The sequence below is a fragment of the Gordonia sp. UCD-TK1 genome (genome assembly GCF_001691435.1).
Classification (GTDB): Bacteria; Actinomycetota; Actinomycetes; order Mycobacteriales; family Mycobacteriaceae; genus Gordonia; species Gordonia hongkongensis.
The window spans coordinates 232698-256544 of sequence record NZ_LZMP01000002.1 but is presented as its reverse complement, the minus strand read 5'-3'; the positions used below and the strand labels follow the sequence as shown (position 1 = coordinate 256544).

General features: G+C 69.4%; 23 protein-coding genes. 14 read left to right on the top strand and 9 right to left on the bottom strand.

Annotation, left to right across the window (positions count from 1 at the left end; all coding sequences use genetic code 11):
- Positions 1-3: 3 nt before the first annotated feature.
- The 5 genes from A9310_RS02630 to htpX all read left to right on the top strand — a co-directional run bounded on the left by A9310_RS02630 (position 4) and on the right by htpX (position 4184).
- Complete coding sequence (locus A9310_RS02630; protein ID WP_175401058.1) at positions 4-1029, top strand: ABC transporter substrate-binding protein; 1026 nt, start codon at positions 4-6, stop codon at positions 1027-1029.
- Positions 1004-1798 (top strand): ABC transporter permease, encoded by a 795-nt coding sequence (locus tag A9310_RS02625; protein WP_058253330.1) that lies wholly within the window; start codon positions 1004-1006, stop codon positions 1796-1798. The genes A9310_RS02630 and A9310_RS02625 overlap by 26 nt, the downstream gene beginning before the upstream one ends.
- Positions 1791-2618, top strand: coding sequence for an ABC transporter ATP-binding protein (locus tag A9310_RS02620; RefSeq protein ID WP_065629245.1), 828 nt, complete (start codon positions 1791-1793; stop codon positions 2616-2618). The genes A9310_RS02625 and A9310_RS02620 overlap by 8 nt, the downstream gene beginning before the upstream one ends.
- Before the next feature lie 51 nt (positions 2619-2669).
- Complete coding sequence (locus A9310_RS02615) at positions 2670-3161, top strand: YajQ family cyclic di-GMP-binding protein (protein ID WP_058253332.1); 492 nt, start codon at positions 2670-2672, stop codon at positions 3159-3161.
- 165 nt (positions 3162-3326) lie between these two features.
- Complete coding sequence (gene htpX, locus A9310_RS02610; protein WP_058253356.1) at positions 3327-4184, top strand: zinc metalloprotease HtpX; 858 nt, start codon at positions 3327-3329, stop codon at positions 4182-4184.
- Between the two features lie 33 nt (positions 4185-4217).
- On the opposite strand, the gene A9310_RS02605 is transcribed toward htpX, so the two are convergent.
- Positions 4218-5234, bottom strand: coding sequence for a polyprenyl synthetase family protein (locus A9310_RS02605; RefSeq protein ID WP_065629244.1), 1017 nt, complete (start codon positions 5232-5234; stop codon positions 4218-4220).
- 117 nt (positions 5235-5351) lie between these two features.
- Between A9310_RS02605 and A9310_RS02600 the strand changes: the two genes are divergently transcribed.
- Both A9310_RS02600 and A9310_RS02595 read left to right on the top strand, forming a co-directional pair.
- A complete protein-coding gene (locus A9310_RS02600; protein WP_065629243.1) occupies positions 5352-6611 on the top strand; it encodes a geranylgeranyl reductase family protein in 1260 nt (419 codons plus the stop codon).
- A gap of 124 nt (positions 6612-6735) precedes the next feature.
- Positions 6736-7692: an oxygenase MpaB family protein gene (locus A9310_RS02595; protein WP_065629242.1), complete on the top strand. Its 957-nt coding sequence runs from the start codon at positions 6736-6738 to the stop codon at positions 7690-7692.
- Here A9310_RS02595 and A9310_RS02590 read toward each other — a convergent pair.
- Positions 7689-8423: a demethylmenaquinone methyltransferase gene (locus tag A9310_RS02590; protein ID WP_065629315.1), complete on the bottom strand. Its 735-nt coding sequence runs from the start codon at positions 8421-8423 to the stop codon at positions 7689-7691. The two genes, A9310_RS02595 and A9310_RS02590, sit on opposite strands and share 4 nt — an antisense overlap.
- Before the next feature lie 75 nt (positions 8424-8498).
- Positions 8499-9653: a glycosyltransferase family 1 protein gene (locus A9310_RS02585; protein ID WP_065629314.1), complete on the bottom strand. Its 1155-nt coding sequence runs from the start codon at positions 9651-9653 to the stop codon at positions 8499-8501.
- Between the two features lie 107 nt (positions 9654-9760).
- Between A9310_RS02585 and A9310_RS02580 the strand changes: the two genes are divergently transcribed.
- Positions 9761-10381, top strand: coding sequence for a Type 1 glutamine amidotransferase-like domain-containing protein (locus A9310_RS02580; protein WP_065629241.1), 621 nt, complete (start codon positions 9761-9763; stop codon positions 10379-10381).
- Here the strand turns inward: A9310_RS02580 and A9310_RS02575 are convergent.
- The gene (locus A9310_RS02575; RefSeq protein WP_065629240.1) at positions 10362-10904 is read right to left on the bottom strand and encodes a hypothetical protein; all 543 of its coding nucleotides are present in this window, start codon (positions 10902-10904) and stop codon (positions 10362-10364) included. The genes A9310_RS02580 and A9310_RS02575 overlap by 20 nt on opposite strands.
- A 77-nt stretch (positions 10905-10981) precedes the next feature.
- A complete protein-coding gene (menD, locus tag A9310_RS02570) occupies positions 10982-12685 on the bottom strand; it encodes a 2-succinyl-5-enolpyruvyl-6-hydroxy-3-cyclohexene-1-carboxylic-acid synthase (RefSeq protein ID WP_065629239.1) in 1704 nt (567 codons plus the stop codon).
- Positions 12686-12749: 64 nt separating this feature from the next.
- Here menD and A9310_RS02565 point away from each other — a divergent pair, with 64 nt between their 5' ends.
- The 4 genes from A9310_RS02565 to A9310_RS02550 all read left to right on the top strand — a co-directional run bounded on the left by A9310_RS02565 (position 12750) and on the right by A9310_RS02550 (position 16526).
- Positions 12750-13367 (top strand): class I SAM-dependent methyltransferase, encoded by a 618-nt coding sequence (locus tag A9310_RS02565; protein WP_065629238.1) that lies wholly within the window; start codon positions 12750-12752, stop codon positions 13365-13367.
- Positions 13368-13392: 25 nt separating this feature from the next.
- A complete protein-coding gene (locus tag A9310_RS02560) occupies positions 13393-14478 on the top strand; it encodes an AbrB family transcriptional regulator (protein ID WP_065629237.1) in 1086 nt (361 codons plus the stop codon).
- 57 nt (positions 14479-14535) lie between these two features.
- Positions 14536-15828, top strand: coding sequence for a trans-acting enoyl reductase family protein (locus A9310_RS02555; RefSeq protein WP_065629313.1), 1293 nt, complete (start codon positions 14536-14538; stop codon positions 15826-15828).
- Between the two features lie 251 nt (positions 15829-16079).
- Positions 16080-16526, top strand: a complete 447-nt coding sequence (locus tag A9310_RS02550) for an Hsp20/alpha crystallin family protein (RefSeq protein ID WP_058253341.1) — start codon at positions 16080-16082, stop codon at positions 16524-16526.
- A 355-nt stretch (positions 16527-16881) separates the two neighbouring features.
- Here the strand turns inward: A9310_RS02550 and A9310_RS02545 are convergent, their stop codons facing one another.
- Positions 16882-18087 (bottom strand): EAL domain-containing protein, encoded by a 1206-nt coding sequence (locus tag A9310_RS02545; RefSeq protein ID WP_065629236.1) that lies wholly within the window; start codon positions 18085-18087, stop codon positions 16882-16884.
- 461 nt (positions 18088-18548) lie between these two features.
- Here A9310_RS02545 and A9310_RS02540 point away from each other — a divergent pair, with 461 nt between their 5' ends.
- Positions 18549-19754 carry a diguanylate cyclase gene (locus A9310_RS02540; protein WP_223258822.1) on the top strand — a complete coding sequence of 402 codons (1206 nt, stop codon included), beginning with the start codon at positions 18549-18551 and terminating at the stop codon, positions 19752-19754.
- Here the strand turns inward: A9310_RS02540 and A9310_RS02535 are convergent.
- Entirely contained in the window at positions 19700-20416 is a 717-nt protein-coding gene (locus A9310_RS02535; protein WP_065629312.1) for a hypothetical protein, read from the bottom strand. The genes A9310_RS02540 and A9310_RS02535 overlap by 55 nt on opposite strands.
- Positions 20417-20628: 212 nt before the next feature.
- Between A9310_RS02535 and A9310_RS02530 the strand changes: the two genes are divergently transcribed.
- A complete protein-coding gene (locus A9310_RS02530; RefSeq protein WP_065629234.1) occupies positions 20629-22776 on the top strand; it encodes an Rv1355c family protein in 2148 nt (715 codons plus the stop codon).
- Here the strand turns inward: A9310_RS02530 and A9310_RS02525 are convergent.
- Both A9310_RS02525 and A9310_RS02520 read right to left on the bottom strand, forming a co-directional pair.
- On the bottom strand, positions 22767-23417 hold the full coding sequence (locus A9310_RS02525; RefSeq protein ID WP_065629233.1) for a PaaI family thioesterase: 651 nt from the start codon (positions 23415-23417) through the stop codon (positions 22767-22769). The genes A9310_RS02530 and A9310_RS02525 overlap by 10 nt on opposite strands.
- A gap of 34 nt (positions 23418-23451) precedes the next feature.
- A complete protein-coding gene (locus tag A9310_RS02520) occupies positions 23452-23685 on the bottom strand; it encodes a hypothetical protein (RefSeq protein ID WP_175401057.1) in 234 nt (77 codons plus the stop codon).
- Positions 23686-23847: the final 162 nt, after the last annotated feature.

The window sequence follows — 23847 nt, the reverse complement described above, 5'->3', positions numbered from 1 at the left end:
CGCATGAGCGCCCGCGCGCGCCGCCTCCTCACCGCGCTCGCCGCCGCGGTCGTCGCGTCGTCGGCGATCACCGCGTGCGGTTCGGGCGCCGGTTCGGACGGCACCATCCGATTCGCGCTCGACTGGTCCCCGAACACCAACCACACGGGATTGTTCGTGGCGCAGCAGCGCGGCTGGTTCGAGGAGGCCGGACTCGACGTCGAGATCCTGCCGTACAACAACACCGCCGTGGACACCATCGTGGACGCGGGCAACGCCGAGTTCGGGATCAGCACCCACAACTCGTCGACCTTCTCGCGGGCATCGGGCGCGCACACCATCTCCGTGTTCGCGCCGCTGCAGAAGTGGGCCACCGGCATCGGTGTCCGCGCCGACCGCCGCGACATCACGAGCCCGAAGGACCTCGACGGGAAGACATACGCCGGTTTCGGCGACCCGGGCGAGGAGAAGACCCTCGAGCAGGTGATCCGAAACGACGGCGGCACCGGCGAGTTCACCTCGGTGACCCTCGGGACCTCGGCATACGAGGCGGTCTACTCCGGTCAGGCCGACTTCACCGTCTCCTATCTCGCGTGGGAGGGCATCGAGGCCGAGCATCGCGGAACCCCGATGAGGTACTTCCACTACACCGACTTCGGTTTCCCGGAGGCATACGCGATCGTCGTCGACGCCAACGAGGACTGGCTGGCGGACAACCCGGACCGCGCGGCGGCCTTCGTGACGGCGCTGCAGCGCGGTTACCAGGCAGCGGCCGACGACCCGGACGCGGCGGCCCGCGACCTCCTCGCCGCCAACCCCGGTGCGTTCAACGACGAGCAGTTGGTGTTCGAGAGCCAGCGCATGCTCGCCGGTCAGTACATGAAGGACGCCGACGGCCGGGTCGGGCGACAGACGCTCGAACAGTGGGCCGGGAACTCCGGGTTCCTGTACCGCAGCGGTCTGCTGACCGGCCCGGACGGGGCGCCGCTCACGACCGAGCCGGACTGGTCGACGTACTTCACCAATGACTACCTCGACACCCCTCGGTAGCACCGGCCTGCGTCGCATCGCGCCCGCGCTCGTCGCGGTGGTCGTCCTGGTGGCGGTCTGGCAGGTCTACGTCGACGTCAGCGGAATCCGGCCGCAGGTGCTGCCGTCGCCGTCGCGCGTCGTCGCGCAGGGTTGGTCGCACCGCGCAGAGATCGGGGTGCACGCCGCGGCGACGCTGCAGGTGACCCTGATCGGGTTCACGGTCTCGTTGGTCCTGGCCTGGCTGCTGGCCATCGTCGTCGACTTCTCGCCGGCGCTGCGACGGGCGTTCGTGCCGTTGTTCGTCGCCTCCCAGACCCTGCCGATCATCGCGATCGCACCGCTGATGATCATCTGGTTCGGCTTCGGCCTACTCCCGAAGGTGCTGGTCATCGCCCTGGTCACGTTCTTTCCGGTGGCGATCGGCCTGATCGAGGGATTCGCCGCCACCGACCGCGAGGCCGGCGCGCTGATGCGCAGCATGGGGGCCACCCGCCGCCAGGTCTTCCGGTACGTGCGGCTCCCGTCCGCGCTACCGAGGTTCTTCACCGCGCTGCGGATCGGCATCACCTATGCGGTGGTGGGCGCCGTGTTCGCCGAGTACGTCGGCGCCACCCAGGGTCTCGGCATCTACATGAGCCTGCAGAAGAACTCGTTCCGCACGGACCTGGTGCTCGCGGCGGTGCTGGTGACCGCGCTCCTGAGCGTCACGCTGTACCTGCTCACCTTCGCCGTCGAGCGGATCGTCGCGCCCTGGGCCCGCGCCGAGGACCGGAACCACCATGACTGACCACCGGCTGGTCCCGGACCACCGACTTGTCGTCGACCGGCTCACCAAGTCCTATCCCCGACCCGGACGCGGACAACCTCGCCGGGAGGTCCTCGACGGGGTGTCGTTCACCGCCGAGCCCGGCGAGTTCGTCTCCGTCATCGGGCCCAGCGGATGTGGCAAGAGCACCGTCTTCGGCCTGCTGGCCGGACTCGACGTCCCCGATTCCGGCAGCGCGTCCGTCGGCTCCGAACCCGCCATCGCCGGACACTGCGCGTACATGCCGCAGAAGGACCTGCTGTTCCCATGGCGCACCGTGCTGGACAACACCATCCTCGGCCTCCAGGTGCAGGGCGTGCCGACGAACGAGGCCCGACGCCGGGCCGCGGACCTCTTCCCCGCCTTCGGACTCGCCGGATTCGAAGACGCCCGCCCGTTCCAGCTGTCCGGCGGGATGCGACAGCGCGCCGCACTGCTGCGCACCGTCGTCCAGAATCGCGACCTGGTGCTGCTCGACGAGCCGTTCGGCGCCCTCGACTCACTCACCCGGACCGAGATGCAGACGTGGTTGCAGTCGGTGTGGCAGCGCTACCGGTGGACCGTGCTGATGATCACCCACGACGTCCGCGAGGCCGTCCACCTCTCCGACCGCGTGATCGTGCTGTCCGCCCGCCCGGCCACCGTGGTCCACGAGGTGCGCGTCGACCTCCCGCGCCCGCGCGATCCGGCGGGGCTCACCGCGCCCGAGTTCGTCGCCCTCGAGCGAGAACTACTCGAGGTACTCCATGACGAGTCGCGTCGTGCCCTCGCCGAGCAGGCACAGCGTCGAACGCCCCGGTAGACCCGCGCGGCCGCCCACTTCCGCTGATCACCATGACATACCCTGTCGGACATGGCTGATTCTTCCTTCGACGTGGTGAGCAAGGTCGACCGGCAAGAGGTCGACAACGCCCTGAACCAGGCTGCCAAGGAGTTGTCGCAACGGTACGACTTCCGCGGCACCAACACCGGCATCGAGTGGTCCGGCGAGGAGAACATCGTGATCACCTCGGACGCCGAGGAGCGCGCGCAGGCGGGCCTCGAGGTGTTCAAGGAGAAGCTGATTCGACGCGACATCTCGCTGAAAGCCTTCGACGCCGGCGAGGTCGTCGGCTCCGGCAAGACATTCAAGATCACCGGCTCGCTGGTGCAGGGCATCGACTCCGAGCACGCCAAGAAGATCTCCAAGAAGATCCGCGACGAGGGGCCGAAGGGCGTCAAGGCGCAGATCCAGGGCGACGAGCTGCGCGTGTCGAGCAAGAAGCGCGACGACCTGCAGGCCGTCATCTCGCTGCTCAAGGGCGAGGACTTCGGTATCGCCCTGCAGTTCGTCAACTACCGCTGACGCGCCCGGTCGGTGGGTCGGCGCACCGAACCCCGACCGTCGGAAACCCAGACGGGCGTTGCGTCGTTTGACCGGATGAGGCGCCTGCACTCCGCGGCCGGCATCGGGTTCGCCCGGGCCGCCCGCGGAGCCCGAGACCCGCGGCGCCGGACAGACGAGGACCCGATGCATTTCAACGGATTGAAGACGGCGGCTCTGCTGGGTCTGATGTCGGCGATCATCGTCGGCATCGGCGCTCTGTTCCAGAGCCCGCTGATCCTGTGGGGATCGGTGATCGTCGCCGTCGGCATGAACGCCTACGTCTACTTCAACAGCGCCAAGATGTCGCTGAAGGCGATGCACGCGCAACCGGTCACCGAACTGCAGGCTCCGGTCATGTACCGGATCGTGCGTGAGCTGGCGACCACGGCACACCAGCCGATGCCCGCCCTCTACATCTCCCCCACCGAGTCGCCCAACGCGTTTGCGACCGGCCGCAACCCGAAGAACGCCGCGGTGTGTTGCACCACCGGCATCCTGCACCTGCTCGACGAGCGCGAGCTGCGCGCCGTGCTGGGCCACGAGCTGTCCCACGTGTACAACCGCGACATCCTCATCAGCTCGATCGCCGGCGCGATGGCGGCGGTGATCAGCGGCCTGGCCAACTTCGCGATGTTCATGGGCGCGTTCGGCGGGCGGGACAACGCGCCGAACCCGCTGGCGATGCTGCTCATCGCGTTGCTGGGACCGATCGCGGCCACCCTGGTGAAGCTGGCCGTCTCCCGCTCACGCGAGTTCCAGGCCGACCAGTCCGGGGCCGAACTCACCGGGGATCCGCTCGCACTCGCATCGGCGCTGGCGAAGATCTCCGGCGGGGTGCAGGCCGCGCCGCTGCCGCCGCAGCCCGACATCGCGGCCCAGTCGCACATGATGATCGAGAGTCCGTTCCGCGCGACCGACCGGATGGCCAAGATGTTCGCCACCCACCCGCCGACCGCGGAACGCATCCGCCGCCTGCAGGAGATGGCCCGCGACGGTCGCTGAGCCGGCTGAGCAGAGATCCTGCGGGTCGACCCCTCAGCCCACGCGTTCGATCGTGTAGTCCACGAGCGACGCCAGGGCACGGTGGGCCGGCGACTCGGGGAGTTCGGCCAGCATCGCGTGCGCCTCGTCGGCGAACTCCTGCAACTTCGCCCGGGCGGCGGTCATACCCGCCGACGAACCGAGCAGTTCGATCGCCTCGGCGACCTCGGCGTCGTCGGTGAGCGGCCGGGCGGCGCCGTCGGCGGCCACCAGGAGTTCGCGCAACCGGGCCGACGTCGCGTCGTCGCCCGTGATCGCGTAGAGGACCGGCAGCGTGTGGACGCCTTCGCGAAGGTCGGTGCCCGGGGTCTTGCCCGACTCCACCGACACCGAGCTGATGTCGATGATGTCGTCGGACACCTGGAAGGCGACTCCGACGATGTCGCCGATGCGGGAGAGCCGCTCGATGTCGTCGGGCTCGGCCCCGGAGGCCATCGCGCCGAAGCGGGCGGCGGCGGCGATCAGCGAGCCGGTCTTCTCCCAGACGACCTGCAGGTAGTGCTCGATGGGGTCGGCGCCGGGTTTGACCCCGACCGTCTCCCGCATCTGGCCGGTGACGAGTTCGGCGAACGTCTCGGCGATGATGCGCACCGCCTCGGGGCCCAGCGTCGAGACGAGTCGCGAGGCGCGCGCGAACAGGAAGTCACCGGACAGGATGGCCACGCTGTTCGTCCAGCGCGCGTTGGCACTCGCCGCACCGCGGCGCATCGCGGCCTCGTCCATCACGTCGTCGTGATAGAGCGTGGCGAGGTGGATCATCTCCACCACCGTCGCCGAGGTGATGACATCGTCGGAATCCGGGCGCGGACCGAACTGGGCGGCCAGGATCGCGAACATGGGCCGGAACCGTTTGCCGCCGGCCTTCGCGAGGTGGGTCGCCGCCTCGGTCATGACCTCGTCACCCGACGAGAGCTCGGCGAGCAACAGATCCTCGACCCGCTGCAGCGATGAGCGCACCGTATCGGCGAACTCATCCGACACCAGGTCAACCCCGGCGAATGTGGACTTCACGGAAACGCGGCCCCATCTCGTCTGATCCGGCAACTACTCGACGGCGGACACGCGACTGCCGCGTAGACCCCACCTGCTGCGAGCCTAGCCCGTCGGGGGTCCGGACATACTGGTCGGGTGAGCACGGACACGACGCCTACTTTTCCCGATTCCGCCGATGTCCTCGTCGTCGGTGCCGGACCGGGTGGATCGGCGGCGGCCGCCCATGCCGTCGCCGCCGGCCGGGATGCGGTCCTCGCCGACGCCGCGGTGTTCCCGCGCGACAAGACGTGTGGCGACGGCCTCACGCCGCGCGCCGTCGCCGAACTCGACGCGCTGGGGCTCGGCGCACTCCTCGACGACCGTCCGCGCATCGACGGACTCCTGCTCAACGGCTGGGGCGCACGCCAGCAGGTCCGGTGGCCATCCGGCCGGTTCCCCGCCTACGGCAGCGCGGTGGCACGCACCGAGTTCGACGACGCCATCCGTACGCATGCGGTGTCGGTGGGAGCGCGAATGATCCAGGGCGCCAAGGCCATCGGCGTCGAGATGGACGGCGACCGGGTGGGCGCGGTGACCTTCGCGACGCCGGCGGGCACACACACGATGCGGGTCACCGACCTCGTCGTCGCCGACGGCGTCCGTTCGGGAGTCGGCAAATCGCTGGGGCGGCAATGGCATCGGGACACCGCCTACGGAGTCGCCGCCCGGGCGTACGCACCGTCGGCGCGCGCCGACTCGCACTGGATGGGGTCGCACCTCGAACTCCGGGGACCCGACGACGCACTGCTGCCCGGGTACGGCTGGGTCTTCCCCCTCGGGTCGGCCGGGGGCGGACAGGTCAACGTCGGCGTCGGGGCGCTCGCGACGTCGAAACGTCCGGCGCACATGGCACTTCGACCGATCCTCGAGCACTACGCCGCGATGGTGCGCGACGAGTGGGCTCTCGACGGCCCACCCGTCCGGATCACGTCCGCCCTGCTGCCCATGGGCGGTGCGGTGTCCGGTGTCGCGGGTCGCAACTGGATGCTGATCGGCGACGCCGCCGCGTGCGTCAATCCGCTCAACGGCGAGGGCATCGACTACGCCCTGGAGACCGCCCGGCTCGCCGTCGAACTCCTCGGCACCGACGACTACACCGACCGGTGGCGCGATGTGCTGGTGGAGCACTACGGGCTCGCGTTCTCCGCCGCCCGACGCCTCGCCGGCCTGCTCACCATGCCCAGGACCGTCCCCACCCTGGGCCGGCCCGGCATCCGGTCGCCGCAACTGATGTCCATGGTGGTGCGGGTCATGGGCAACCTGATCACCGCCGAGGACGCCGACCTCGTGGCCCGGGCCTGGCGCACCGCCGGGCGGGTCTCCCGGCAGGTCGACCCGCGGCCGCCGTTCTCCTGAGAGGGGCCGCCGAGCCGCCATCCCGGTGGCGCGTTGAGACGATCGGGCTGTAGTGTTCCAACACGTGTGGCCGCGGCCACAGCTGTGAAAGAATCAGGCCACCCGTCGACCCAGGAGATGGAAGATGTCCGCCGCATCCACTCTCGCCACCCGAGCCAAGCACGCCGTCCAGAACCGCCTGGCACAGCGCTACCACCTGCGCGGCGAGATCGACCGCATGGATGCCGTCGGTGACCCGACCGCTATCGCCCGCGCCCTGGGCACGCAGGAATTCCCGTGGGGCATCACACAGGCGTTGAGCTTCGCCCTGTTCCGCACCTACGCGGTGCCGTCGATCGGCGACCTTCTCTACAAGACCAGCCAGTTCACCGAGTCGACGCAGAAGCGCTACGACGACACGGTCCTGCTGCTCGACGCCCCGATCGAGCACGGGGTCGACAGCCCGGCCGGACGGGCCGGCATCCGGCGCATCAACCAGATGCACGGCATGTACGACATCCCCAACAGCGACTTCCTCTACGTGCTGGCCACTTTCGTCGTCTGCCCGGTCGAGTGGGTCAACTCCTATGAGTGGCGCTCACTGACCAACCACGAGATCCTCGGCCTCACCAACTACTACCGCCGGCTCGGCCAGTTGATGGGCATCAAGGACATCCCCGAGACCTACGACGACTTCAAGACGTTCTACGACGAGTACGAGACCGCCCACTTCGCGTTCAGCCCCGACTCGCTCGCCGTCGCCGACGCCACCCTCGACCTGCTCGGCACGTTCATGCCGTACAAGCTGCTGCCGCGGGCGGTGGTGCGTCGGATGTCGTTCGCGCTCATGGACGATCGGCTGCTCGCGGCGTTCAAGTATCCGAAACCGACCGCGGTCGAACGGGTCCTGGTGCGCGGCGGGCTCAAGGCTCGCGGGCTCGCGATCCGCCTCTTCGCGTCACCCCGCACCGAACCGCTCTTCGGTCGCCAGACGAAGCAGGTTCGCAGCTACCCCGGCGGTTTCCGCATCGACGACCTCGGCACCTTCGCGCCCGGGTGCCCGGTGTCGCACGACGAGACCCCGCGGGCCGCGAACCACTAGGCCCGCGCCGAGTGGATCGCGGCGATCCCACCGGTCATGTTCTCCCATCGCACCCCGGTGAACCCGGCGTCGCGGATGAGGTCGCCCAGCGCGAACTGGTCCGGCCACGCCCGGATAGACTCGGCGAGATAGACATACGCGGCCGGGCTGCTCGAGACCTTGGTCGCGACCGCGGGCAGCGCCTTCATCAGGTACTCCATGTACACCGTGCGGAACGGCTTCAGCGTCGGCGTGGAGAACTCGCAGATCACCAGACGTCCGCCGGGCTTGAGTACCCGACGGAGCTCGGCGAGCGCCGTCGGGACGTCGTTGACGTTGCGCAGACCGAAGGAGATGGTGGCGGCGTCGAACGAATCGTCGGCGAACGGGAGCGACAGGGCGTCGGCGGCGACCTTCGGCACGTCCCGATGCGCACCGGCCTTGAGCATGCCGAGCGAGAAGTCCGCGGCGATGCAGTGCGCCCCCGAGGAGGCGAGTTCGACGGTCGACACCGCGGTGCCCGCCGCGAGGTCGAGGACGACGTCGCCCGGACGCAGGTCGAGTGCCCTACGAGTCTTCTTGCGCCAGCCGCGATCCCGGCCGAACGACAGGACCGTGTTGGTGAGGTCGTAGCGGCGTGCGACACCGTCGAACATGGCCGCGACCTCGGCCGGGTCCTTCTCCAGACTTGCCCGGCCGACACTCCGGCCCAGACCCGCTCGTTCCGGTGGTGTCGCGCCCGTCGATGCCATGCCGATCACGCTACCGGGCGTTGCGGCCACGACCGTCGTGAGGTGCGTCGTTTCGCCGGGCGGTCGGCCGCGACCTCAGGCGGGCCGCCCCACCTCGGTGACGACTCCGCGGCCCGTCACGCGCGCGTAGTGGCCGACGAGCTCCGCGCACACCGACGGCCAGGTGCGCGCACGCACGGCCTGTACCGCGGCTCGGCCGAACGCCGCGCGGACCGACTCGTCGTGCAGGGATTCGACGATCGCGGGCAGCTCCTCGGCGAAGCGTCCGACCTCCAGCAGATATCCGGTCCGGAACGCCGACACCAGGTCGCGGGGGCCGCCAGCGTCGGGACCGATCACGGGCAGGCCACTGGCCATCGCTTCCTGGATGGCCTGACAGAACGTCTCGTGTTCGCCGGCGTGCACGAAGACGTCGAAGCTCGCGTACGCGCGGGCCAGCGCCTCCCCGCGCAGTTCACCGGTGAACACCGCATCCGGCATCGCGCGCTGGAGACGGTCCCGCTCGGGGCCGTCCCCGACGATCACCATCTGCACGCGCGGGTTCCCCGACAGTCCGGCCAGGCGTTCGACGTGCTTCTCCGGCGCGAGCCGACCCACGAACCCGACCACCAGTGCGTCGCGGGCGGCACCCAGCCAGTCCGCGCGCAGCGACGGGTCGCGCTTGTCCGGCGAGAAGAGTCCGACGTCGACGCCGCGACCCCAGCGGGCGAGTCGCGGTATGCCGTGGGCGGCGAGGACCTCCAGCGTCGCGGTCGACGGCGCGAGGGTGAGGTCGCACATCTCGTGCAGCCGGCGTGTGTAGCGCCAGGCCAGCTTCTCCACCGCGCCCAGCCGATAGGCTGCCGCAAACCCGGCGACGTCGGTCTGGAACACGGCCACCACGGGCACGCCGAGCGCCCGGGCGGCGACGGCGCCCGCGGCACCCACCACGAACGGTGACGCCAGTTGGACGACATCCGGTTCGAAGTCGCGCAGGGTGCGGTACAGCAGCGGCGACGGCACGCCCACCGGGAGCGAGGTCACCCGCGGCACCTGCACCGCGGGCAGCATGTGCACGGGGGTCCGGCGGCCGACCATCCGCGGCCCGCCCGGCACGCCGCGCGGGGTGTCGGGTGCGATGACGACCACGGTGTGGCCGGTGGACTCGAGATGGTCGACAACCCGGAGGACGGAATTGACCACCCCGTTCATCTGGGGCAGGAAGCTCTCGGCGACGATCGCGACGCGCATGATCGCGATCGTCCCCCGCAGAATTGACCGGACCACACGGCGCACGTGTCGGCCCACCCAATTCAGGATGAACGGTGCGTTGCCCGGCCACCGGGCAGAGTGGAGGGGTGGCCGACACCCACCTCCTGCTGCTGAGCCGCTGGCTCACCCCCGTGCCGCAGTTCCTCGCCCCGTTGACCGGGCCGGGCTGCCGCATCGGTTACGTCCCCACCGCGTCGTCGATCTATCCCGATCACGCGTGGCTCGACCTCGAGCGGGACACCCTTCGGCAGCAGGGTTTCGAGGTGACCGACCTCGATCCGGAACTGACCGGGTCAGCCGTCTTCGCCCGGGAGCTCGCCGGGGTCGACGCGGTGTTCGTCGCCGGCGGCAACACCTTCCATCTACTCGGGGCGCTGCGCCTGGCGGGTGCCGACCGCACCCTCGTCGACGCGGTCCGCGCCGGCCTCCCCTACATCGGGGTCAGCGCGGGCGCCGCGGTCGTCGGCCCCGACATCGCTCCCCTGGCGCTGCTCGACGATCCCGCCGAGGCCGCGCCCCTGGCCTCGACCGCGGGCCTCGGCCTCATCGACGCCACGGTGATCCCGCACGCGGAGGGCACCGTCGGCGGCCGCGGACCGATCGAGGCGACGAGGCAACGGTTCGGCGCCGAGCACCGGCTGCACTTCCTGACCGACGCCGAGGCGATCGTCGTCGCCGGCGGAGACCTCAGGGTGATCCCGGGCTGACGGTCTCGTCCCGGTCGGCCGCGGCCGGGTCCCGGTCTGCCGCGTCGCTGCCGGAGTCCTCGGCGTCGGAGTCCTCGGCGACAGCATCGTCGGCGGTGCCGCGGCGGGCCCAGCGGCGACTGGACTCCGCGACCCCGACCATCAGCAGGCCGATCACGAGCCACGCTCCGACCATCACCGACAGGGCGGGGATGATCGACAGCACCGCGGTGCGGCCGGTCGGGCGGGCGAGATCCGGGTTGTAGACCGCGTAGTCGACGCTGATGCGCTGTCCCTCGCTCAGCTCGGTCGGATACAGCAGCCCGAAGCGGGGACTGTGGAACGAGCCGTCGGGTGTCTGAAAATTCACCGCGGCGTGCAGGCTGTCCACGGACACGACCTCGGCCATCACGGTCGCCTTGCTGGCCTCGATCGTCGCATCGTTCTTGAAACAACTGGCGATGAGTGTCATCGCCATGAAGGTGATCGTCACGCCGACGACGAGCAGGCCGAGCTGCACGCGTCGCTGGATCACCGGATTCATGCCGTTCAGACTAGCGGGCACCGATCCGCCGGTGGCCGGACCGACCGGTCGCGCACCGCCGGGACGCACCGACAGCCCTACCGCAGTCGCGCTGCGATCGCCGCGTGCACGGATCGCAGCCGTTCGCGGTCGGTGGCGACCTCGACGACCTCGATCCCGCCGGGAGCAGGATCCTCGGCGAGCACCGCGCCGAGCTCACCGACCCCGACCCGACGATGCGGGATGTGGAAACCCGCGCACATCGACGCGATGTCGGTCCGATGCGGGGTCCCGAAGACCCGCTCGTAGGCCCCGGCGTACAGCCCGGTGTTGTAGCGCGGGTCGCCCTGTTCGAGCAGACCGAAGATCCCGCCGCCGTCGTCGTTGGCGACCACGATCCGCAGCGACGACGGGCGCGGCTCGCCCGGGCCGATGACCAGACCGGTCGCGTCGTGCACGAAGGTCAGGTCGCCCATCAGGGCGATGGTCCGCGCGCCGGCCTGATCCCGGTCACGTGCCATGGCGGCACCGATCGCCGTCGAATTGGTCCCGTCGATACCCGCGACCCCGCGGTTCGAGAGGACCCGCACCCCGTCGGTGATCCGGCCGGCCAGGGCGATGTCCCGGATGGGGTTGCTGGCGCCGACGACGAGTTGGTCGCCGGCGGCCATGGCGTCGCTGACCGCCCGTGCGACGTGGAGCCCGGTGGCCGGGCCCGGCTCGTCGAGTTCGGCGGTGACGGCGAAGGCCGCCCGCTCCTGTACCGCCGCGCACTCCTTGAGCCAGTCCTCGCGCGGCTCGCCGACGACCTCCATCCGGGTGCCGGTCGCGTAGACGTTGCCGGAGACGTCGGGCCAGCGCGGACCGGTGGTCAGCGCGTAGACGCGGACCTCGGGGTCGGCGAGCAGGCGGGACACCCCGCGGTGCAGCGTCGGCCGGCCGCAGATGATCGCCTGCTGGGGCCGGACGGAGTTCAGGCCCAGCGGATGCAGCGGCGTCACCGGCCGCGGTGCCGTCGGTTCGGCGACCGTGGGGATCCCAGCGAGGCCCGGATGGACACCCGACCCGTGCCCCGACACGACCACGGTGTCCAGCGACAGGTCGATCGGCAGCGGGACGTCGAGCTTGCCGACGGGCGCCTGCGTCCAGGGCAGTCCGCCGGGCCGGCCGGAGAAGGAGCCGAGGTCGGTCGACGGGTCGGGGCCGGCCAGTTCGTCCGGGTCGGGGACCAGCGGTTCGCGCAGCGGGATGTCGAACTGAACGGGTCCGGCGTTGCCGGTACGCGCGCCCCGGGCGGCGGCGAGCACGCGACCGACCGCCGAGCGCCACTGGCTGTTGGTGTCGAGATCCTGTTCGGCGAGGCCGAGACTGATCGCCGCGCGCACCTGGGTCCCGAAGATGCCGAACTGTTCGACGGTCTGGTTGGCGCCGGAACCGAGCAGCTCGTACGGCCGGTTGGCGCTGACGACGACCAGGGGCACCCGCGCATAGTTGGCCTCGAAGACCGCCGGTCCCATGTTCGCCACGGCGGTGCCGCTGGTCATCACGATGGGGACGGGCTGTCCAGACGACACCGCGAGCCCCAGAGCCAGATAACCCGCCGAGCGCTCGTCGATCCGCACGTGCAGACGCAATCGCCCGGCGGCGTCGGCGGCGTGGAGGGCGAAGGCGAGCGGCGCGTTGCGCGACCCTGGACACAGCACGGCCTCGCGGACACCGCCGCGGATCATCTCGTCGACGATGACCCGGGCCTGCAGTGTGGACGGGTTGGGCCCGGGGGCGTTCTGGGCCGGTCGGTTCATCCCACAAGCCTAGTGCTCTCCCGAGTCCCCACATCGCGGCGGGGAGCGGCGTTACCCTCGTCACGTGGGATTTTACGACGATCGAGTCCTGCCGCACCTCATCGAGCGCACCTGCGGCATGGCGGCGTTGACCCCGCTGCGGGCGCGGGCCTGCGCGTCGTTGTCCGGCCGGATGATCGAGATCGGCTTCGGCTCGGGCCTCAACGTCGGCGTCTACCCGGCCGGGCTCACCGAGGTCGCGGCCGTCGAGCCGTCAACCGTCGGATGGTCGATGGCCGCCGATCGCGTCGCCACCTCCCCGGTGCCCATCGAACGTGCCGGACTCGACGGCCAACGACTGCCGTTCGACGACGACTCCTTCGACGCCGCGCTCACCACCTTCACCCTGTGCACCATCCCCGACCACCAGGCGGCGCTCGCCGAACTCCGCCGCGTGCTGCGTCCGGACGGACAACTCGGATTCCTCGAACACGGGTCCGCCCCCGACGCCCGCGTCCGACGGTGGCAGCGCCGACTCGAACCGATCCAGAAACGCGTCGCAGGCGGCTGCCATCTCACCCGCGACGTGCGCGCCGAGCTCACTGCCGCCGGCTTCGCACTCGGGCCGTTCGATGCGTTCTATCAGCCCGGCGTACCGAAACCGTTCGGCGCGCTGACCGTCGGGACCGCCCGGCCGGTCTGAGGCCCGTGGGCCTACTGTGGAGCCAGTGCGTCGCTGGACAGTGCTGGTACTCCTCACCGCGGTCGCGACGCTCGTTCTGGAGCTCCTCGAGGTCGACGCCGCCGCCCTGTTCGCGGGGCTCGTGGTCGCGGGTGCTCTCGCGATCGCCGGCCGCGCGCCCGGCCGGACGAACACCGACGCCGACGAATCCGACGACCCGATCGTCCCGCGATGGGCGTTCGTGGCGTCGCAGGGTGTCCTCGGCGTCTTCATCGGCACGATGGCCGAGCCCGAGACCGTCGGCGGACTCGGGTCGTCGTGGTTCCCGGTGCTCGTCATCGGCCTGGGGACACTGGTCATCTCGATCGCCTGCGGCGCCCTGCTCGGGCTGCACCGAGACGTCGACTCCCTGACCGGCTCGCTCGCGCTCGTCGCGGGCGGCGCGTCCGGGCTGGTCGCGCTGACCCGCGAGTTCGGCGGCGACGAACGGATGGTTGCGGTCATCCAGTACCTGCGCGTCGCGCTGGTCACCGTCACCATCCCGGTGGTCGCCTCGCTCGTGTTCGGTGCCGAAAACGGGGCCGTCGCACCGGGATCCGACGCCTGGTCGGCGGAAACTCTGCAGAATCAGGGCTGGGGACTGCTACTGCTGGCGGTGTGCCTGGGCGTCGGGATCCCGCTCGGCCGGTTGCTGCGCATGCCCGCAGCCGGTCTGCTGGGTCCGCTGGCGCTGGCCACCGCGGCCGAACTGACCGGGATCGCCGGTTCCGCCGAGGTGTCCCCCGCACTGCTCGCGGTCGCCTACGCGGTGATCGGCTGGCAGGCGGGTCTCGGATTCACGATGCCGCGGTTGCGCGCGATCGGCCGTGTCCTGCCGCTGGCGCTCGTGCTGATCCTCGTCATCGGCGCCGGCTGCGCCCTGCTGGGGGTCGTGCTGTCCGCGTGGACCGGCGAGTCGATGTTCGACTGCTATCTCGCGACCACTCCGGGCGGGATCTACGCCGTCCTCGCCGCCGCCACCGGGGCGGGCGGGAACGTCGCGTTCGTCGTGGCCGCCCAGATCCTGCGCGTCCTGCTCATGCTGTTCGTGGCGCCCTTCGCCGCGCGCCTCGCCGCTCGGCGGGCGTCGTGACCGTCTCGCCCGACTCGACGGTTACGTGTGACCCCGGTCCCACGTAAGGTCGGGAAGATGAGCGGGGAATCGAACACCGACACGACATCATCCACCTCCCACGGCCGCGAATTCGACGTCGTGGTCTACGGCGCCAGCGGCTTCGTCGGCGAACTCACGGCACGGTATCTGGCCGACCACGCGCCGATCGGTACGAAGATCGCGCTGGCGGGCCGCAACGAGTCGAAGCTGACCGACGCCCGCAAGCGGCTGCCGTTGCGCGCACACGACTGGCCGCTGATCATCGCCGACGCGGAATCACCCGCGGCGCTCGACGCGATGGTCTCGCGCACCCAGGTCGTCTGCACGACCGTCGGCCCCTACCTCAAGTACGGCGAGGCCCTCATCGTGGCGGCGGCCACCGCCGGAACCGATTACGTCGACCTCACCGGCGAGGTGCCGTTCGTGCGGTACGCGATCGACAAGGTCCACGACGTCGCCGCCGCCTCCGGGGCACGCATCGTGCCCTCCTGCGGCTTCGACTCCGTGCCCTCCGACATCACCACCTACGCGCTGCACCGCAAGGTCTCCGACGACGCCGCCGGCGAGATGACCGACACGACCCTCGTCGTCGCGTCGTTCCGCGGCGGGATCTCCGGCGGAACGATCGACTCGATGCGGGTCATCGCCGAGGAGGCCCGCAACGCCCAGTCCCGGCGGCTCATGCTCAACCCACAGGCCCTCTCGGGCGGCCCCGGCGAGGTCCCGCGGGTCAGCCTGTCCGACGAACCGAGCGACCTGTCCATCATCAACGCCAAGAAGGTCGACCCGTCGCTGCGCGGCACCCTCGCCCCCTTCTTCATGGCCGCCCACAACACCCGGATCGTGCGGCGCTCGAATGCGTTGCTGGACAACGCCTACGGCAAGGACTTCCACTACGCGGAGACGATGAGCGTCGGCGGCGTCCCCGCGGTGTCGACCCTGATCGCCGGCGCCGTCGCGGTCGGTACCGGCGCGTTCATGGGAGCGATGAGTTTCGGCCCCACGCGACGTGTCCTCGACCGCGTGTTGCCGAAGCCCGGTGACGGACCCAGCGAAAAGGCCCGCGAGAACGGTTATTTCGTGGTCGACACGTTCACGCGGACGACCACCGGACGACGCTACAAGGCCCGGATGCGCGCCCAGGGCGATCCCGGTTACAAGGCCACCGCGGTGATGCTCGCCGAGAGCGCGCTGGCATTGGCCCTCGACCGCGACCACCTGCCCAAGCGGGCCGGAGTGCTGACGACCGCCGTGGCGATGGGCGACGCTCTCATCGACCGTCTCCGCAACGCCGGGTTCAGCATCGACGCCACCGAGCTCACCGACTGACCCTGACCCGACCCCGCCCGATCGCGTCGTTCGACCCTCCGGCAGCCACGCCGGCGCAGACCGGACCCACTCCGGCACAGTCGAACTCGCGGTCGGGCGGCGTGGTCTTCGGGCCCCGGAAAAATCTGGCACTCTCACCTCCAGAGTGCTAGACGAGTGCCGGATCCGGTGCTATCTTCGTTGGCAGTACAGCGATGAACTGCTCGTCTAACGGGTGGCGAGCAGCCTTGAGAATCAGGAGGTGAACTGCTGTGCTTCGTTTCGATCCCTTTTCCGACATGGATGCCTGGACCCGAGGCATGATGACCGGTTCAGCGGCCGGAACTGCCCGCACTCCCCGCTTCATGCCCCTGGACCTGTACAAGGTCGAGGACCACTACCTGCTCATCGCCGATCTGCCCGGCGCCGATCCCGGTTCCATCGACGTCAGCGTCGACAACGGGGTCCTCACCCTCTCCGCCCAGCGGAGCACGCCGTCCGACGAGGGCGTGCAGTGGCTGACGAGCGAACGATTCTCCGGAACCTACCGCCGCCAACTGACTCTCGGCGACGCCATCGACAGCGCGGCCATCTCTGCGCGCTACGACAACGGCGTTCTCACCGTGACCATCCCGGTCGCCGAGAAGGCCAAGCCGCGGCGGATCGAGGTGGAGTCGGCCGGCCGACCACAGGCGATCGAGACCAGTACGGTCACATGAATTGATCGTCTGGAGCCGCAACACATTTGAGGAAACAGCCGCATGTCGAAGGGGGGTGCCATCGACGACGAATCATCCCGCTCCCTAGTCCGAACGAACCGCAGAACCGTCGGTCTGTCGGGTAAAGCGGTGCCGTCTCTCTCTGCTCCCTGAGGTGCGAGGAGCGATAGCGACAGCCTTTCGCTCCCTGAGGTGCGAGGAGCGATAGCGACGAGCCTCGAAGGGCCTGGCAAGAAATGTTCACCACGCCCTTCGAGGCTCGCTTCGCTCGCACCTCAGGGAGCAGGATCGGCCACGCTTCGCACCCCAGGGAGCAATACGCTGCGCCACAACGAAATCGGGCACCTAGCCTTCGCTACCGGTCAGACCCGAACAGTTCGACGAGCGGCGACGGGCGGCCGAACAGGAAGCCCTGGGCGTAGTCGAACCCGAACTCCTCGAGCATCGGGAGCAACGCCTCGGATTCGATCCCCTCGGCGACCATCTTCACCCCGGTGGCGGCGGCCATCTCACCGATCGCGCGGACGACGGCGCGGTCGGGCGAGCTGTCGGCCAGTTGCGCGATGAGCGTCCGATCGACCTTCAGGACGTCGACCGGGAGATCGCGGACGTAGCGCAGGGCCGAGAACCCGGCCCCCAGGTCGTCGATGCAGATGGTGCAGCCGAGCTCGTGGAGCGCGTCGATCGCCCGCGACGCGGAGGTGTCGACCCGGATCGCCTGGTCCTCCCGCACCTCGACCCAGACCCTCGACGGCTCGACACCGTGACCGTCGATCAGGCCGTGGACGTACGAGACGAGCCCGTCGTCCCACAACTGCTGCCCGGACAGGTTGAGGGAGACGAACGTGCTCGGCCCGACGTTCCGGGTGATCTCCCCCGACAGGTCCCGGATGGCCTCGCCGATGGCATGCCGTCCGATGGGGGCGAGCAGCGAAATTCCCTCGGCCACAGACAGGAACGCGTCCGGAGCCAGCACGCCGGACTCGGTGTGCCACCGGAGCAGCGACTCGTACCCGACGACCCGCCGGTCGGGTACCGCGACGATCGGCTGATAGAAGACCGAGAAGTCGCGCTCGACCGATCTGGTGAGCCAACCCGCGAGGTCGACCTCGGCCCGGATGTGGCGCAGCATCGTCGGCGATGCGAATGCGACGGCGGTGCGGCTGCTCAGCGCGATGCACAGGGCGGCATCGGCGTGGCGGACCAGATCGTCCTCGGACTCGGCGGCGAGGTGCACATCGCCGACGGCGACGCCCATGCACACGTCGAGGAACCAGCTGCGTTCCCCGTCGCTCACGGTGTGCGCACCGAGTTTGGTGCGGGCCGCCTCGATCAGTGCGTTGCGTCCGCTCTCGTCGTCACCGGCGCCGGTCCACGGGAGGTGGATGAGCCAGTCGAAGTCCGACCGCCGCTGGAAACGCGCCCGCGGACTGATGGGCATCAGCACCTGTTCGATGAAGCGCTCGGCGGCCGCGGCCGACGTCTCGTAGCCATAGGCGACGACAGCTCGGTGGTACGGGTCGACCGACACCGCGATCACCGAGGTGCCGAACGTCAACACGACGTCATTCGCTGGTCCGATCCCCCCAGGGCGACGCCGGGGGCGCCGCAGTTCTCCATCGCGGAGATACTACTCAGCCGGTCCGCTTCCGGGAAGGAGGACGAGGCGCCACCGCTGGCGGACCAGGGCCGGCCGTCATGACCGTTCTCACAAATGCCCGCCGCGACGGTTCGACGAAACCGTGTGCAATTTTCGTGGGCCCGGGTCGAGACATCGATTTCTTTTGACAGATGTTCACAAAATCTGAGACCGACGCGGCCGGCGATTCGCCACTATTCTCGGCAGCGCTGCTAACGATTCCGCGAGGTGCGGCAAAACTGCTGGTAAGGTGCTTTCATTGCCTATGCGTAGGACACGAAAGATTACGCGGTTTCCGCCAATGCAGTCGCAGTGGCATTAATGCGAATCTCGGCGAACAAGCGGCTGTCCCCACAGCCGCCGACGGAAAGCGGTCGTGGTAGATGTCGTTGATCAGGAGGGTGCTCCGGCGCTACGACGCCCGGTCGATGGCGACACTGATCAGCACCGGCGGTGTCATCCCGCTGCCGGTCATCAGCGTGCTCGCGCCCGAGACGCTGTACCCGGGCGGCATGCCCATCCTGCTCACCATCTGGTCGTTCATCGCGGTCGTCTTCGCGGTGACGGCCATCCGCGCCCGGCTGACCGACCTCGAGTTCGCGTTCCTGGGCGGGTTGGGGATCGTGGGCATCTGCGGCACCTCGATGATCCTGGCCTCGCCACGATCGTCGACGCTCGTCCTCGCCATCGTCGCGGTCATCCCGGCGATCGGCGCGATCTCGGCGACCACCCGACTCATCCTGTCCCATCTGGCGCTGGCGGTCGTCTGTGCGGCAACCGTCCTCGCGGTGACGACGCCCTCGCTGCCGGAGTACCTGATCAGCTTCGGCGCGATGCTCGGCCTGATCGTGGTGCCGGTCTTCCTGGTCGTCGCGTTGCGCAAGTCGATGGAGGCCGTGCTCGATCAGCAGACCCGCCTGGTCGGGATCGACCCGCTGACCGGCCTGCTGAACCGGCGCGGCTTCCTGATCCGCGCATCGCAGCTCCTCTCGGCCGCACGGTCGTCCACCGGTTGGATCGGCATCCTGCTGCTCGACGTCGACCATTTCAAGAAGATCAACGACCAGTACGGCCACCTCGCCGGTGACGGCGTGCTGCTGGCGGCATCGGCCGCGATCCGCGAGCACGCCCCCGTGGGTTCGGAGGTGTGCCGCTACGGCGGCGAGGAGTTCCTCATGTTCCACGTCGTCCACGACGCGGACGAACTGTGGCTCAGCGCCGAACGCCTACGGGCCGCCGTCGCCGCGGCAGCGCCGGTCACCATCAGCGTCGGCGGCGTCTGCGCGCCGCTGCGCGTCGCCGGCGACCCACTGGTCTCCGGCCGTTTCGACACCGCCTATTCGACCGACGACGTGATCGGCAACCTCCTGGGCCAGGCCGACGCCTGCGTGTATCAGGCCAAGGAGAACGGCCGGGACACGACGGTCATCAAATCCATCGACGCGGTGACCTGGAACGACGGCGCGCCGAGCGCACATGCCGCCGACGCCGAGCGGACGGTGTCTCCGCCGTCGGCGAGCCTGTACGAGGTTTTCTACCGACGCCCGGCCGACTTCGTCGACATCGACAGCCGGACCAGCGGGCGCTGAGTCGTCGCGGCCTGGAGGGCGTCGGCCTCCCGGCGCATCCGACGCCAGGTCTCCGGGCTGGTGAGCGTGTCGAGCCGGGCACGATCCCACCACATGAGCCGGGTGCGGTACCGGTCGTCGGGGAACGGCGTCGCGGACACCGACTCGTCGAGGCGTCCACCACCGGACTGCCAGCGGCGCAGGACGTGGTCGGCCGCGGTCGCCATCATGGCCTCGACCCCGGACATCTCCATGATGACCAGCCCCAACCGCGACAACTGGCCGGCCACCGACCCCGCGATCGCCGATCGCTCGTCCACCCAGGCCGTCTTGACCTCGACGATGCCGTCGTGCAGACGTTCTTCGATGGCGTTGACGAGCTGCACCTGACCGGGCTGACCCGCCCATTCGACGAGCGCGTGCGACTGCGCAGCCGCCTCCAGCCGGGGCTGGACCCGTAGCCCGCCGACGACCTTGCCCTCGGTGTCGAGCACCGCGAAGAACATCGCGGTGCCCTCGCCGCCGGCGACCTCGTCGTACTCGAGTGCGGCCGCGCACCCGTGGCGGTGGTACGACGCGTCCGCGCCGGCAAGGTACTCACGCCACAGTTCGGGCTCCGACCGCGGGCTCGCCACGACCACCGAGTACTCCGTCCCGGTTTCGGGTGCGATCGATTGCAACATGCCGGTGCGAACCTGATCATTGGTGACTGACATCTTATTCATCGCAGTATTGCCTTCCAGGAATTAGTAAATTTAGAGACGAGATCTCCCCCGACCCCGCGTGTAATGCTGCCACAGGGCCACATTTATGCACTCCCACAAGCGCAGTTCTTTTTGCCCGACCGTCGCTTTGACGGTTGGCGTCGTGGAATCCCGTGCGACACCATGGGCTTATGCACACGCCGCCGGATGCCGCCGCCACCCTCTACTTCCCGGACGAACTACCCGCCGCGTTGACCGCCGAACCGTCCCTCACTGTGTCCGACATCACGGCCGGCGCCGCCCGCGCACTCGATGAACTCCTCCCGCCCGCCGAGCCCGCTCTCCGGGACGAGACACCTCGTTACGCGCACTTTCCCTGGCGTAACGCCCTCGTCAAGATCCCCGGCCCGCGCACGTTCCGACGCCTCCGGCTCGACCGCAACCGGCACAAACTGACCGCGTCGCAGCAAGCCGCTGCGGGCGAGCTCCGGATCGGTGTCGTCGGTTTGAGTGTGGGACACGCGATATCGCTCACGCTCGCACTCGAAGGTCTTGCCGGCGAATTACGCCTTGCCGATTTCGACGATCTCGAACTCACGAATATGAATCGAATTCCGGCGACCCTCATGGATATTCACGACAACAAGGCCGTGATCGCCGCTCGACGCATTTCCGAGATCGACCCCTATCTCACCACCGTCGTACATGTGGACGGCATAACAATCGAGAACATCGATGAATTCCTCGACGGCCTGGATCTCGTCGTCGAAGAATGTGATTCCTTCGATGTAAAGGTCCTCGTTCGCCAGAAATGTCGCGAGCGAGGAATTCCGGTTCTCATGGAGACGAGTGACGGTGGAACCCTCGATGTCGAGAGATTCGACCTCGAACCGGATCGGCCCCTTTTCCACGGCCTGGCCGGCGACCTGCGCATCGAAGATCTCGTCGGACTCGACCGCGCGTCGCTCACCCCGCTCGCCGTCCGGGTACTCGAGCCGACGAAGGTGACCGCGCCGATGGCGGCGTCAGCCATCGAGCTCGGGCACACGGTCACCGCCTGGCCGCAGCTCGGCGGCGACGTCCTCCTGGGCGGCGCCACCGTGGCCGCGGCCGTCCGCCGCCTCGTGCAAGGCAAGTCCCTGCCGTCCGGTCGCGTCCGATTCGACCGGGACGCCTGGTTGGACGGCCTCGAGGACCCGATCGACACCCATGCCTCCGCACCCCCAGCACAACCACCGGCCGACGCCGAACCGCTCCGTCCGCAGGTGCAGCCCGCCGTCGCGGCGATGACCGATCGCGAACTCGTCGTGTACGCCGCGAGCCGCGCGCCGTCCGCCGGGAACCAGCAGCCCTGGCAGATCATCGCCGATGACGACGCCGTCACCATTGTCCTGGACCGCAGCCGCACCTCGACCCTCGACGTCGAGCACCGGGCATCCGCGGTGGCGGTCGGCGCCGCCCTGTACAACGCGCAGGTCGCGGCCGTCGCGCGCGGGGTGCTCGACGACATCGAGATCGTCGACACGGCCGACACGCTGGCCGGCCGGGCACGCCTCAAGGGCATCGACACCGGGTCGCGCTCCGCGGACGCGGAGACCGAACTCGACGCATTGCTCGCCCGCGGCACCCGACGTGGAGTCGGGGACGGATCACCGCTGTCGGCCTCCGATCTCGTCCGACTGCACGATGCCGCCACGAGTGATCGGACCCGGTTGGTGGCGCTCGACGACCGCGCGGACATCGACCGATATGCCTCGATCATCGCCCGATCGGATCGCGCCCGGTTCCTGACGCCCGAACTGCATCGGGAGATGTTCGCCGAGCTCACCACCGATCCGGCCGCCGCCGAGGGCATCGACGTCGCCTCGCTCGACCTACCGCCGGCGATGGCGGGGATGCTCGACGTGTTGCGGCGTGCCGATGTCATGGCGTTGCTCGACGAATGGGGTGGCGGTGCCGCGCTCGGTGCCGATGCCGGCGCCCGGGCCGCGTCGTCGTCGGCGATCCTGGTCCTGGTGCAGCAGGGCACGACCCCCGCCGATTACCTCCGCGGTGGGATCGTCGCGCAGCAGCTGTGGGTGGCCGCCGAGCGTCTCGGCTTTGCGGTTCACCCGATGACACCGACGTTCCTCTACGCCGGGGACGACGCGACCGCGCGAACGCTGTCGAGCAATCACGGCGACGAACTGGCCGCCCTGCGCGACGAGATGCTCGAGACGTGGCCCCTCGATGCCGGCGAGGCGCCGACCATCGTGCTGCGCCTGTCGCGCACGGATGCGCCGGTGGAGGTGAGCCGTCGGCTGCCCGTGCGCCCGCCGACGAGTGCTGGTCAGGCCTGACCGGGGTTGAGCTTGATGAACAGGGCATCCATCTCCGCACAGAGGCGGTCGCCGTCGTACAGGGTGCCCTTGATGAAGACCTTGCGCCCCTCGATCCGATCCGCCCAGGCGTGGATTCGCAGCGGCGTGTTCAGCGGTGTGATCGACCGGTATTGCACGGTCAGGTACGCGGTCCGGCTGACATGCTGGATCGCGACCGCCGACGCGAAGCCGCCCACGTCGTCGAAGGCGACCGCGACATGACCGCCGTGCGCGGCGTTGTTCCCGCCGAGGTGGAAATCGCGGAACGTCAGTTCGGCGACGACCCCGTTGTCGTTCACCTCGGTGACCACATACGGCGGCAGGGTGATGTTGCCGCGCGACGGGAGGTCGATGCGGGTCCCCGCCGGTGAGTGCCACTCGTCGATCCGGGAATCGGCGAGCCGGTCGTTGAGCGCCCTCAGTGACTCGATGAGTTCGTCGACGAGCTCGTCGTCGGGACAGGCGTAGCGGGCGTTGTCCATCAGCAGGCGGACCTGCTCACTGAACTCGCCGTAGCGGGGTCCGCCGCGGTCGGTGGTGATGGCCGCATGGGCCCGGAAGCCACCCTCGTGCGGGTCCTCGTCGACGGTCTCGACGGCGCGATCGTTCGCTTCGCTCACCGGCCAACCGTATAAGAGCCGGCGGTGCCGCGCCCTAGCCGGTGTCGGTGTCGGTGTGCCGATCGGTACGACGGCGGTCGGCGAGATCCACACACACCCCGCCCCGGGCCAGCCGGCGCGTGGACTCGGGTATGTAGTCCGGCACGCCACGCGGACCGCGTTCCTTCTCGTCTCGGATCCGGACCGCCCTCCCGACGATCATCGCGACCGCCGCGGACACGACACACCACGCGCCCCCGAGGATCAGAATCCACCCCCATACAGCCATACGGACAGCTAAGCATCCGAAACTGAGATTTCGGTGATGTTCGAGCCGAAGACCGGCCGGCATCCAATGGTTGAATGCAATCCGCGTCGAACCCGTCACGACTTCGTGACCTCTTCCGACCAATCCGCCGCTTGCAGGCGTGCGAAGCGCCCGGTCGCCGCG

Excerpts from the sequence above, each read along its gene's own strand:
- A9310_RS02615 (WP_058253332.1), top strand. The coding sequence starts at position 2,670 with ATGGCTGATTCTTCCTTCGACGTGGTGAGCAAGGTCGACCGGCAAGAG.
- A9310_RS02520 (WP_175401057.1), bottom strand. The coding sequence starts at position 23,685 with ATGGCTGTATGGGGGTGGATTCTGATCCTCGGGGGCGCGTGGTGTGTC.
- A9310_RS02630 (WP_175401058.1), top strand. The coding sequence starts at position 4 with ATGAGCGCCCGCGCGCGCCGCCTCCTCACCGCGCTCGCCGCCGCGGTC.
- A9310_RS02585 (WP_065629314.1), bottom strand. The coding sequence starts at position 9,653 with ATGCGCGTCGCGATCGTCGCCGAGAGCTTCCTGCCCCAGATGAACGGG.
- menD (WP_065629239.1), bottom strand. The coding sequence starts at position 12,685 with ATGAACCGACCGGCCCAGAACGCCCCCGGGCCCAACCCGTCCACACTG.
- A9310_RS02540 (WP_223258822.1), top strand. The coding sequence starts at position 18,549 with ATGTCGTTGATCAGGAGGGTGCTCCGGCGCTACGACGCCCGGTCGATG.
- A9310_RS02595 (WP_065629242.1), top strand. The coding sequence starts at position 6,736 with ATGTCCGCCGCATCCACTCTCGCCACCCGAGCCAAGCACGCCGTCCAG.
- A9310_RS02575 (WP_065629240.1), bottom strand. The coding sequence starts at position 10,904 with ATGAATCCGGTGATCCAGCGACGCGTGCAGCTCGGCCTGCTCGTCGTC.
- A9310_RS02535 (WP_065629312.1), bottom strand. The coding sequence starts at position 20,416 with ATGTTGCAATCGATCGCACCCGAAACCGGGACGGAGTACTCGGTGGTC.
- A9310_RS02590 (WP_065629315.1), bottom strand. The coding sequence starts at position 8,423 with ATGGCATCGACGGGCGCGACACCACCGGAACGAGCGGGTCTGGGCCGG.
- A9310_RS02620 (WP_065629245.1), top strand. The coding sequence starts at position 1,791 with ATGACTGACCACCGGCTGGTCCCGGACCACCGACTTGTCGTCGACCGG.
- A9310_RS02555 (WP_065629313.1), top strand. The coding sequence starts at position 14,536 with ATGAGCGGGGAATCGAACACCGACACGACATCATCCACCTCCCACGGC.
- A9310_RS02530 (WP_065629234.1), top strand. The coding sequence starts at position 20,629 with ATGCACACGCCGCCGGATGCCGCCGCCACCCTCTACTTCCCGGACGAA.
- htpX (WP_058253356.1), top strand. The coding sequence starts at position 3,327 with ATGCATTTCAACGGATTGAAGACGGCGGCTCTGCTGGGTCTGATGTCG.
- A9310_RS02625 (WP_058253330.1), top strand. The coding sequence starts at position 1,004 with ATGACTACCTCGACACCCCTCGGTAGCACCGGCCTGCGTCGCATCGCG.